Origin of the sequence: Arachidicoccus sp. (assembly GCF_050436765.1) — a bacterium.
Classification (GTDB): domain Bacteria; phylum Bacteroidota; class Bacteroidia; order Chitinophagales; family Chitinophagaceae; genus Arachidicoccus.
This window is the reverse complement of record NZ_JBNQGD010000268.1, coordinates 1-11,098: the sequence shown is the minus strand read 5'-3', so window position 1 is coordinate 11,098 and position 11,098 is coordinate 1. Positions and strand designations below refer to the sequence as shown.

General features: G+C 38.3%; 7 protein-coding genes. 3 read left to right on the top strand and 4 right to left on the bottom strand.

Annotated features, from left to right (window positions below):
- Nucleotides 1-136: 136 nt before the first annotated feature.
- From ACQR30_RS11730 to ACQR30_RS11720, 3 genes are all read left to right on the top strand, one after another.
- A complete protein-coding gene (locus tag ACQR30_RS11730; RefSeq protein ID WP_429735289.1) occupies nucleotides 137-2,125 on the top strand; it encodes an alpha-L-arabinofuranosidase C-terminal domain-containing protein in 1,989 nt (662 codons plus the stop codon).
- Between the two features lie 6 nt (nucleotides 2,126-2,131).
- Complete coding sequence (locus ACQR30_RS11725; protein ID WP_429735287.1) at nucleotides 2,132-3,670, top strand: glycosyl hydrolase family 28 protein; 1,539 nt, start codon at nucleotides 2,132-2,134, stop codon at nucleotides 3,668-3,670.
- Between the two features lie 74 nt (nucleotides 3,671-3,744).
- Nucleotides 3,745-5,364, top strand: coding sequence for a family 43 glycosylhydrolase (locus ACQR30_RS11720; protein ID WP_429735285.1), 1,620 nt, complete (start codon nucleotides 3,745-3,747; stop codon nucleotides 5,362-5,364).
- Between the two features lie 126 nt (nucleotides 5,365-5,490).
- Here ACQR30_RS11720 and ACQR30_RS11715 read toward each other — a convergent pair whose 3' ends face one another.
- The 4 genes from ACQR30_RS11715 to ACQR30_RS11700 form a co-directional block, all read right to left on the bottom strand.
- A complete protein-coding gene (locus ACQR30_RS11715) occupies nucleotides 5,491-6,642 on the bottom strand; it encodes an alpha-hydroxy acid oxidase (RefSeq protein WP_429735283.1) in 1,152 nt (383 codons plus the stop codon).
- Between the two features lie 29 nt (nucleotides 6,643-6,671).
- Complete coding sequence (locus tag ACQR30_RS11710; RefSeq protein ID WP_429735281.1) at nucleotides 6,672-8,066, bottom strand: FGGY-family carbohydrate kinase; 1,395 nt, start codon at nucleotides 8,064-8,066, stop codon at nucleotides 6,672-6,674.
- Nucleotides 8,067-8,069: 3 nt separating this feature from the next.
- Complete coding sequence (locus ACQR30_RS11705; RefSeq protein ID WP_429735279.1) at nucleotides 8,070-9,344, bottom strand: TIM barrel protein; 1,275 nt, start codon at nucleotides 9,342-9,344, stop codon at nucleotides 8,070-8,072.
- A gap of 92 nt (nucleotides 9,345-9,436) precedes the next feature.
- On the bottom strand, nucleotides 9,437-11,098 hold a 1,662-nt coding region (locus tag ACQR30_RS11700; RefSeq protein WP_429735277.1), incomplete at its 5' end, for a bifunctional rhamnulose-1-phosphate aldolase/short-chain dehydrogenase.

The following is an 11,098-nucleotide window of genomic DNA, read 5'->3' as shown; positions in this document are numbered from 1 at the left end:
ATTGGATCTGGGATGGCGTTCACCCCATGCCTGCAGGACATGAAATGATGGCTAGAATATGGATTGAGCAGATGCAATGAACCAGGATAAGTTCTCGTATTAATAAATTTTAGGTTTAAATTTTTAAAATAAAAAAATGAAAAAAGTTTTTCTTATTGGAACTATGATTGCCATTATTGGTAGCAATTTTTCTTACGGGCAAAAGCAGATGCAGCTAACATTAAACTTGAACAAACTGGGTGTAAAGGTTAGCCCCACCCTGTACGGTCTTATGACGGAAGAAATAAACCATTCTTATGATGGCGGATTATATGGAGAGCTTATACAAAATAGAATTTTCAAAGATAATGACAAGTTGCCTGCTGCGTGGTCTAAATTGGAAGAGAGTAGTGATAATTATTCAATAGGCCTAAATCATCAAAACGCTATCAATAAAGCACTCACAGTTTGCTTAAAAGTGAATGTAGAAAAGCAGGATAAAAGTGCGGGAGTTTATAATACAGGTTTTTGGGGGATTCCCGTAAAGCCTAACACAACTTATAAAGGAAGTTTTTTTGCCAAAGCCTCTGTGACAAGTCCTACGCCAATTAAAGTTTCCATAGAAAGTAAAGACGGGAAAACAATCTATGCATCGGCGGATATTTCATTGAATTCGAAGGATTGGAAAAAGTATAGATACAATTTGCAAACGGATAAAGATATTGCTGAAACTGCAGATACACGTTTTGTAATACATACACCGGGTGCAGGTGATTATTACTTTAATTTGGTTTCGCTTTTTCCGCCGACATACCACAATCGTTCAAATGGCAATCGTAGTGATATCATGGAATTATTAAAAGCCATGAACCCTTCTTTTTTACGGCTTCCCGGTGGGAATTATTTGGAAGGTAATATGTTTTCTGAAAGGTTTAATTGGGCAAAAACATTAGGGGATCTTAGCCAAAGACCTGGTCACATGGCACCGTGGAGCTACCGATCATCAGACGGTATGGGCCTTTTGGAATATTTAGAATGGTGCGAAGATTTGAACATGGACCCTGTGTTAGCTGTTTTTGCAGGGTATACCCTTAATAGAGATCATTTAGATGCCGGGCCCTTTTTGCAACCCTTCGTAAATAGTGCGTTAGATGAAATAGAATATGCGACCGGCGACGTAACTACTAAATGGGGAAAAGAAAGAGCGAAAGACGGCCATCCTAAGCCTTTCAAATTAAAATATGTGGAAGTTGGAAATGAAGACGGGTTTGATAGGTCAGGCAGTTACGATGGGCGCTATGCACAATTCTATAAAGCCATTAAAGCTAAATATCCACAATTGGAAGTAATCGCAACTATTGGCGGAAAAGACAATCTGGGAATGCGTGAGCGACTGACCCTGCAACGTCCGGATGTGGTAGATGAACATTATTATCGCACGGCATCTGAAATGGAAAGTGATGCCGGACACTATGATAATTACGATAGAAAAGGACCGAAGGTCTTTGTAGGAGAATGGGCTACAAGAGAAGGGAGCCCTACACCAAATTTTAATGCTGCTTTAGGTGACGCTGCCTGGATGACAGGGATGGAGCGCAATTCAGACATTGTGGTAATGTCGTGTTATGCACCTTTATTTGTCAATGTAAATCCTGGCGCAATGCAATGGAAATCCGATCTTATTGGCTATAATACGTTGAATTGCTATGGCTCACCATCCTACTATGCACAAGTAATGTTTAGTAACTATAAGGGTGATGAAGTGGTTCCCGTGGTGGGCAGTAATATTGCTATGCAAATGCAGCAACTCTCAAAAAAGGAATTAGACCGCGGGTTAAAAGCAAAAGAAATACCAGCAGTGTTTTACGTAGCGACCAGAAATAGTAAAACCGGAACTATTTATTTAAAATTTGTAAATACACAGTCGATACCGCAGCAAGTCAAAATAGATTTGCAAGGTGCAAACAAAGTAAATAAGAATGGTGCTTTAATAATGTTGAAAGCAGACAGTGCAGAAGAGACAAATTCTATAACCGACCCTAAAAAGATAATACCGGTAAAAGGAACTATTGATGGTTTAGGAAAAGATTTTGTGAGGACTTTCCCTCCTTATTCAATTTCTATTTTGCAAATTGAAACCAAATAAAATATTATGAAATATTATTGGAGCCTTTCTTTACATTTTTCATTGCTATTACTATCTGTCCAACTATTTGGACAAAAGGTACTTCCTGCAAGAAATTTGGTTATTCCCGTTGCGAGTGTTACTTCTAATTCGGCAACTTTGCTTTGGGATAAACCTATCGAATATAAATATGTGAAGTCGTATCAAATCTTTCAAGATGGAAAGAAAATAGGAGAGTCTGACAAAACCAATTTTATTGCGAAAAATCTTCGCCCTGACAAGACTTATTCCTTTTCAATAAAGGCAGAAAATAATGGAGGAATCCTTTCAGCTATGAGTAGTCGTGCAGAATGCAAAACTCAGCCACAAGGGAAAGTATTTAATATAAAAGACTTTGGTGCTAAAGGAGACGGTGTTACCAAAAATACAACTGCAATTCAAAAGGCGATAGATGCATGTACAAAAAATGGAACGGTATTAATTCCTTCGGGCATCTTTTTAAGCGGTGCATTACATTTGAAAAGTAATATGACTTTACTGATTGCAAAAGGCGGCATTTTAAAAGGGAGTGAAGAAATTAATGATTATGAACCCTTTATTAAAAATAGATTCGAAGGTTGGGAGTTAAAAACGTTCGCAAGTTTATTAAATGCTGGAACACTTGACAGGTCTGGAAAATATAATGTAGTTAACCTGCGCATTTGTGGAGAAGGAACTATTTTGGGCGGTGGTACTGCACTTGGCAATGCAATGATAAAAAAAGCTGGACTAAGAGGGCGTGGAAGATTAATTTGTATAATGAATGGAGAAAATATTGAAATTCAAGGCCTGAACGTAGAGAATTCCCCTTGCTGGACTATTCATTATATTTATAGTAAAAATGTAGTACTGCACGATCTGAATATTGTAAGCACTGCATCCAATGGTGATGGAATTGATCCGGATTCCTCGATTGACTCCTATATTTTTAATTGCACATTTTCTACAGGAGACGATTGCATCGCCATAAAATCCGGCAAGAACCCCGAAGGTTATTTTATAGGTAAGGCTTCAAAAAATATACGTATAACGGACTGTAATTTTGTAAAAGGACATTCTCTGGCAATTGGGAGCGAAATGTCAGGTGGGGTGAGTGATGTCTTTATACAAGATTGCAAAATAGGTAATTTGCTGCATGGTCTTCAAATAAAAGCTACAAAAGACAGGGGTGGGTATGTAAGAAATGTAATTGTAAGAGATTGTGATTTGCTTCAAATTACTTTATATACTGCTGTCAATTATAATAATGATGGTGCACCCGCTCCAGAGATTCCTTTGTTTAGCAATATGGAATTTTCAAATTTGAATTTGAGTGCAGCAAAACCCAATGCGGTGGTAATGGATATTAATGGCTTTAAAGATCAAAAACATTATACCCAAAATATTCTTTTTCAAAATATAGTATTACCTGAAAAATCGATCATACAGATTAAGAACTGTGCAAGCCTGACCTTTAAAGATATAATATGTAAGGGGGGAGAAAAGCCTCAATATAGAATTGTCGATTCAAGGAATATTATACATTAATCAATAAGCTGTTAATGGCTTCCTAAAGAATTATCTAAATCAAAGTAGTTCAATTTTTAAACTTACCTGGTATAATGAAAACTCAGGCCAAATATTTTTTGATTATTATGCTTTTTGTGAGCGTTGCCTTCGTCTTTTTAAATAATGAAGCGAAGGCGCAATCATTCAATATACGGAATGATTGTTTTTGGAATACGCATGATGGAAAACCTATCTATAGCCAGGGCGGGGGGATTTTTAAATTTACCGATCCTGTAACCGGAACAAAAAAATACTATTGGTACGGTGTTCATTATAAACAAGCCGAAGTTTATCGAAAAGATCCTTCCATAACCCAAAGCTCTGCTGCATTTGAATCTGTAACTTGCTATAGCTCTACAGATTTGGTTAATTGGTATTTTGAGGGGAATGTACTTACGCAAAAGGAATTAATGGCACACTCTGCGAAACCCACTTGGGTAGGTCGTTTGGGCGTTGCTTATATAAAGGAATTGAAAAAGTATGCGTTATTTGTGCAGCATGGTAATCAGGTGCTTATTGCTGTTTCTAACTCGCCTACTGGTGAATTCGAGTGGCATCAGCAGATCGATATGAAAGGCATGATTGGCACACCAAATACCGGTGATCAAACTGTATTTACAGATGAAGATAATGGTAAATCTTATCTTATTTATTCCTATGGACGCGGAAGAAATAAAATTTATGTTTCTGAAATTGGGGTTAAAGATGGCATGGTAAATTTGTTGGACTGTACAGAAGTCTATCGGGGGGAAGGTCGTGAGGGAAATTGCATGTTTAAATATAAAGGGAAATATTATATGTGTGCGTCAAACTTATATGGTTGGGATGCATCTCACGTTTATTATTTAGTGGCAGATAATATTCGTGGTCCATATAAACCAACCAATAATATGATGGTTATGAATGGTTGTTCTGAGGATTATGCGCACATTACACAAACGGGATTTTTTTATACTATAAAAGGCAGCAAACAAGAGACTGTCATATTTTGTGGAGATCGATGGGCCGATTTTGCCGGAAACGGCTTAGGGTACAATCAATGGTGTCCTTTGTCTTTTGACGAGAAAATACCTTATTTCAATTCTTTAAGCTCTTGGGATTTAAATGCGCAAACTGGAAAATGGCAGGTGGGTCAAGATAATAACTTTGTAAAGAATGGCAGCTTTGAAGCGGATAGAAGAAAAATACCAAGTGATTTTAAGCCGGTTCAAGAACAACTAACTGGTTGGGTTTCTGAGGTAATAAAAGGCAATAAGATTGCCGTTAATGATAGCGCGTCGCCTTTGCTAAATTATTTTAATAATCAGCAGGACAGGCAATTTGTAATAGGAGAAAAAAGTCTCAATATTAGCGATAATGTAGATTTTGAAAGAAAAGTATCACAAGTTATAATGTCTTCATCGTATGTAAAATTGGAAGAGGGGTATTATACTTTAACCGCTAAAGTGAAAAACAGTAGAGGTTTTCATCAGCTCCTGATGTACGCAAAGTCGGGTACTAAAACATTTAAATATAATTTTGAAAAAGAAAACACTTCTTGGCGGCAAATTGTGCTTAACCAGATTTTGGTCAAAGATGGCAAGGTGGAAATTGGTTTCTTAGCTGATGGAAAGGCAGATTCGTTTTGCTATATTGATGATGTGTCGATGGTGAAGGCCTTTCCAAATAAATGAGTTCGTCTCTAATAGTATGGATGAATTCTTTTATGGTTCAATCAGAAACAAAGTTTTGCAATTTAAAATAGGCTGCCTATCTTTCTTAGACAGCCTATTTTCAGTATCGGCTTTTTGCAGCTTTAATTATTGAGTTATCAAATGACCGGGAAAGTCTTCTACCTTTGCACAACAAATTTGTTGCATCACCTGTTGAAGTTGTCTTTTCAAAATGGAGATGGTGTGATTGCCTCCGTCTTTACCCAAGGCCGCTGCACCGTACATAAAGCTTCTTCCTAAGAAAGTAAATTCTGCACCAGATGCAAGAGCTCTTGCTATATCCGGACCGGTTCTCAGACCACTGTCCAGCATAATTTTCATTTTATCCCTGTAATTTTTTACTACTCTATTGAGTGAATGAATAGAAGATTCTCCGGCATCTAATTGCCTACCACCGTGATTTGAAACGATAAGTCCATCTATACCTAAGCGAAGTGCTTTTTCTGCGTCTATTTCATTGACAATTCCTTTTAAAACTAATTTGCCTTTCCACTTGTCTCTGATGGCTGCAATTTTGTCTTCATTTAATCTTCCGTCAAAAGTTTTATTCATAAATAAACCAAGATGATGCATGTTCATCCCCTTGGGAATATAGGGTTTCATCACTTGAAAGGAAGGTTGTCCATGTAGGAGCGTTTTTATTGCCCAATTGGGTTTACCCATTATTTGAAGGACATTTTTTAATGTCATTCTGGGCGGCATAGCTAAACCATTTTTAATTTCTTTTGAACGGTATCCAAATGACGGTACATCGCTTAAGATCACGAGTACCGGACAATGTGCCGCTTCAGCCCTCTGTATAAGCTGATCACGTAAACTATCCTCTGCAGGGTGATATAATTGAAACCATGCTCTTCCCTCGGTAATTTCACTTATCCGTTCAATACTGCTTGTACTTACCGTACTTAATGTGAAAGGGATATTGTGGTCAAAAGCCGCTTTGGCTAATATCTCTGGAGAATTAGGCCAAATGAGTCCTTGCAATCCGATTGGAGAAATGCCAAAAGGCGCGTCATAAACATGCCCAAATAATTCCGTTTTCATGTTAATTCCAGAAAAGCTTTTTAAGTATTCGGGCATTAACTCTACTGCTCTTAGTTCATTTGTATTTTTGTGTAAATTAACCTCTTCGTTGCATCCGCCGTCAAGGTATTCAAAGGCGAATCTTGGTATTCTTTGTTTAGCTTTTTTTCTAAGATCTTCAATGGAAGGGTATCTTGGGTTAAATTGGACGTCCATAATAAATATTAAAATATTTTTTCGTAGAATTATAAATCGGCGTTCTGTGAATTCGCAAAGAATTTTAAATCAATAATATCATTTGGCAAAGGATGTTTATTCCAATGCGAGTGAATGGCTATAGCAGTTCCAAGGGCAGTCGCTTGTGCCATCGATGCGGCATACACTTCTACGTTTGGAAATGCGGCAGCCAGAAGATTCATATATATATTGTTCTTGCTAAAACCGCCATCTACAAAAATCTTCTTTGTAATACCTTTTTGCATAATCATATTGGTCGACAAAAATTGTTGTTCCAATATATCCATAATAAGTTGATGGTAAGCTTCTTTTATATTGCCATAATCTTCAAGGTTTCTCTCAGTGAATTTGGAGGTAAAATCGGCGGCGCAAGGTGGAATAGGTTCTGCGTCCAAAACATTTTTCTTCTTGAGCATCTCTATAATTTCCGGGCTGAAATTCATTGTCCTAAAAAGGGAAGCTGGCATTTGAAAGTGTGCTGCAATACGTTTGGTTTGCTGTTCGTGTTCATAGCCCGCAAAAAGCCTGGAAGCCTTTACCGGTTTACCCTGATAACTAAGGTAACAAAGACAATTGCAGTTAATTTCTTCCTTGGTTAAAGGGGAATCATTAAATGGATTCAGGCTAATGCACCAAGTGCCTGTAGAGATGAGAATAAATGGTTCAGTGAAATTGACCAAATAGGGAATTAATGCCGCAGAACTATCGTGCAAGCCTACGCCAGCAAGATACTCTTTGCCCATAAACTGTGTTTGAATTACTTGATTAGAAGGGAAAATGGGGGCCAATTTCTGGTCCAGTTTCTCTTCATAGATCCACCGATGGTAATCGTTTTTTTGGAAGTCCCATAAATGAGTATGACAGCCAATGCTGGTAATGTCGGAATAAAACTTACCCGTAATGAGCGAACTCATAAATTGTGGTAAGTGCAATGCATATTTCATCCTGGCGAATAATTCCGGCTTTTCATTTTTTATCCGATACAGTTGTAGTCCCGAATTCAGGCTACCAGAACAAGGCGAAGCAGTTTGCAAACAAACCACTTCTTCTCCACCGTACGCTTTATAGAATTTTTTATTCAGATCTTCCGGATAAGGTTTTAGATAATTGAATAATGGTGCTAACGGTTTTCCATCACTATCAACATATACCAGGCTGGCGCCATAAGTCGTAAAGTTAATTGCTTTAATATCAAAGCAGTCTAATCGCAATACTTCATTTAAGGATTCAAAAACAGAAAGTCGCAGACTATCAATATTGTCGCAGGCAAAACCGTCTTCGTCACTTGTTTCAATAAATCTTGCCGTCTTTTCGTAAACGATTTGGTAATGTTGGTCGAATAAGAAAAGTTTTTTGTTGGTCTTGCCCACATCAAAAATTGCAATTACGGATATCTTCTGCATAACTTATAATCCTGTTGCCACTGAATCAGCGCCACGTTCTTTGATTAATTTTTTTCTAATATTCAGTTTCCTATAGAGCTCCAGAGGATTCAATGCGCCGCCCGAACGCAGTCTTGCTTCGGCAACCAAAGGTCTTAAATCTGTTCTAAAAGCTGCTTGCAAAATCTCCTGGCATTTAGCTGTGTCATTTAACTGCTGCGCGTCGTCTAAGGCCTTTTTATCCACTAAAAGTGCTTGCGCGTAGGCTAACATAATCGCTTCTACGGATTGTAGTAGATCTTCCAGGGGGTCTTTTACGTTGTGTGATGCATCTATCATCCAGCCTAAATCAGTTGCGTGGTTCATGCCTCTTGCATCCATGCCTTCAACTAATTCTTTGAAGATTAAAAATAACTGATATGGTTTGATACTACCAGCAGTTAAGTCATCGTCACCATATTTTGAATCGTTGAAGTGAAATCCGCCTAATTTTCTTTCCATCAATAAGAGAGAAACTATCTGCTCGATATTTGCATTAGGCAAATGATGACCTAGGTCCACCAGCGTATAAGCCTTGTCGCCAAGTTTATTTGCATAGGAAAGTGATTGCCCCCAATCTGCAACTGTTGTTGAGTAGAAATTGGGCTCGTAAGCTTTATATTCTATAAATACTTTCCAGTCATCAGGCAGCGCTTCATATATTTGTTGCAAGCTGTCTAAAGTGTTTTGATAGGCTTTTCTAAAATTTAACTGGCCTGGGAAACAGGATCCGTCTGCCAACCAAACAGTCAAAGCTTTTGAGCCAAGTGCTATACCCTGTTTTATTACATCAATATTATGATCGATGGCTTGTTTTCTTACCGCAACATCTACGTGCTGCAAGGAACCGAATTTGTAGGAAAGTGCTTGTCCGGGTTGATCCTGAAAAGTATTGGAGTTGACGGCATCAAATTTTAATTGATGTTCTGCTGCCAATGCTTTTATTTTATCATAATCATTAGGAATGTCCCAAGGGATATGTAAAGAAATGGAGCCACTGTTTCTATTTAATTGATGCAGCAAGCCGACGTCGGCTATTTTTTCTTCAATATTACGAGGTGCACCACCAAAGCTAAAACGGCCAAAGCGTGTTCCGCCTGCGCCTAAAGCCCAACTAGGAATACCTATTTGAAAGGCTGCTATTTTTTCAATAATTGCCTGTGTGTTTCCTATTTCGCTTTGCAAAAAATCGAGTTTCTTTGTATGTTGCTGATGCAACGATTCATTCTCGGATGCGATTATATTTTTATCGATACTCATCTTAATTTTTTTTAAATGATTGCCTAAAGTTCTATAGTTTTTCCTATAAAACCTTAAGCGACCTAATGATTAGAGAATTAAAGCTACTTCAACTATCTTACAAAAGCCATAGCAACGCCCCCGTCTACGTTGAGTACATTGCCGGTGGATTTGCTTAAAAGACCGCCGACAAATGCATAGCAAGCATCCGCGATATCACTTGGTAAGATTATTTCGTTGAGCAAAGTTCTTTTAGCGTAATAACTTGGAAGATCCTCCACTGATACGCCATAGGCTTTTGCACGACCTTGCGCCCACGCACCTTCCCAGATTTTACTATCGGCAATTACTGCATCCGGGTTTACGACGTTTACACGGATTTTATCTTTACCTAATTCTGCGGCATTTAAGCGACTGAGGTGCAGTTGGGCTGCCTTTGCAGAACCATAACCTGCATTATTAGGCCCGGAAACGAGTGCATTTTTGCTGACGATGTTTAAAACATCCCCACCTAAATTTTGCTTTCTCATAACAGCAACACCGGCCTGTGTTACTAAGAATTGACCCTTTACTAAAACATTATACAAAAGATCCCAGTCTTTTTCGGTATGCTCTTCAATAGGTTTTGAGATAGATAATCCTGCGCTGTTTACGACAATATCCACACCGCCAAATGACAATGCTGCTGTGTCGTATGCTTTGGCAATTGCTTGACCGTCTGTTACATCCATCAAGCTAAAGGCTGCAGTATCTTTGCCGTATTTTTCGGTATATTCTTTCGTTGCTTTATCTAATCTTTCCTGATCGTTGTCACTAATAATAACAACAGCACCTTCTTGAATAAATTTTTGTGCGATAGCGCTTCCAATGCCGCCGGCGCTTCCCGTAACTAATGCAATACGCCCGGTTAGTGACTTTGGCTTTGGCATACGTTGCAATTTAGCCTCTTCCAAAAGCCAGTATTCAATATTAAAAGCTTCTTGCCTCGGTAAAGAAGTGTATTGGGAAATAGCTTCGGCACCCTTCATTACGTTGATGGCATTAATATAAAATTCTGACGCGACTCTGGCTGTTTGTTTGTTTTTTGCAAAAGTAAACATTCCTATTCCGCGAAATAATATTACAACCGGATTAGGATCGCGCATTGCCGGACTATTAGGATGCTTACATTTTTCATAATAGTCCGCATACATCTTTCTGTATTCTTCAAACTGCGGAACTAATTTTTCTCTAATCGCTTCGATATTCGAGAGGTCTTCATCTGCCGTTAGATTTAAAATAAGCGGGCTGATTTTTGTGCGCAAAAAGTGATCGGGACAACTGGTTCCTAAAGGAGCCAACCTGTCTAAATCATTAGAATTGATAAATTCTAAAACTCGATCATCATCTGTAAAATGGCCAATCATATTCGTTTGTGAAGAGCAGTAGCCGCGCAAGATAGGAGCAAGTGCTGCCGCTTGTTTCAGCCTTTCTTCTTTTGAAGCGGAATTGATTTTTTGGCCCCCAAATACCGGACTGGTTTTGCCAATATGTTGTTCTAGATAATCCGCACATTTTTCTATTACTTCTAAAGTATTGATATAGCTTTCGTAAGCTGTATCGCCCCAAGTGAACAAACCGTGTGAACCGAGCACAATGCCTTTAATCCCCGGATTTTCATCTAAACATTGTTTTAATTGTAGGCCCAGATCAAAGCCCGGTTTTTGCCACTCTACCCAACCAATTTCTCCATTGAATAATTCTTGTGTAATCTTTTTTCCGTCTTTTGCGGCAGC

What these genes read in the sequence shown, in the direction of transcription:
- ACQR30_RS11730 (WP_429735289.1), top strand. Translation starts at nt 137, where the DNA reads ATGAAAAAAGTTTTTCTTATTGGAACTATGATTGCCATTATTGGTAGC.
- ACQR30_RS11725 (WP_429735287.1), top strand. Translation starts at nt 2,132, where the DNA reads ATGAAATATTATTGGAGCCTTTCTTTACATTTTTCATTGCTATTACTA.
- ACQR30_RS11720 (WP_429735285.1), top strand. Translation starts at nt 3,745, where the DNA reads ATGAAAACTCAGGCCAAATATTTTTTGATTATTATGCTTTTTGTGAGC.
- ACQR30_RS11715 (WP_429735283.1), bottom strand. Translation starts at nt 6,642, where the DNA reads ATGGACGTCCAATTTAACCCAAGATACCCTTCCATTGAAGATCTTAGA.
- ACQR30_RS11710 (WP_429735281.1), bottom strand. Translation starts at nt 8,066, where the DNA reads ATGCAGAAGATATCCGTAATTGCAATTTTTGATGTGGGCAAGACCAAC.
- ACQR30_RS11705 (WP_429735279.1), bottom strand. Translation starts at nt 9,344, where the DNA reads ATGAGTATCGATAAAAATATAATCGCATCCGAGAATGAATCGTTGCAT.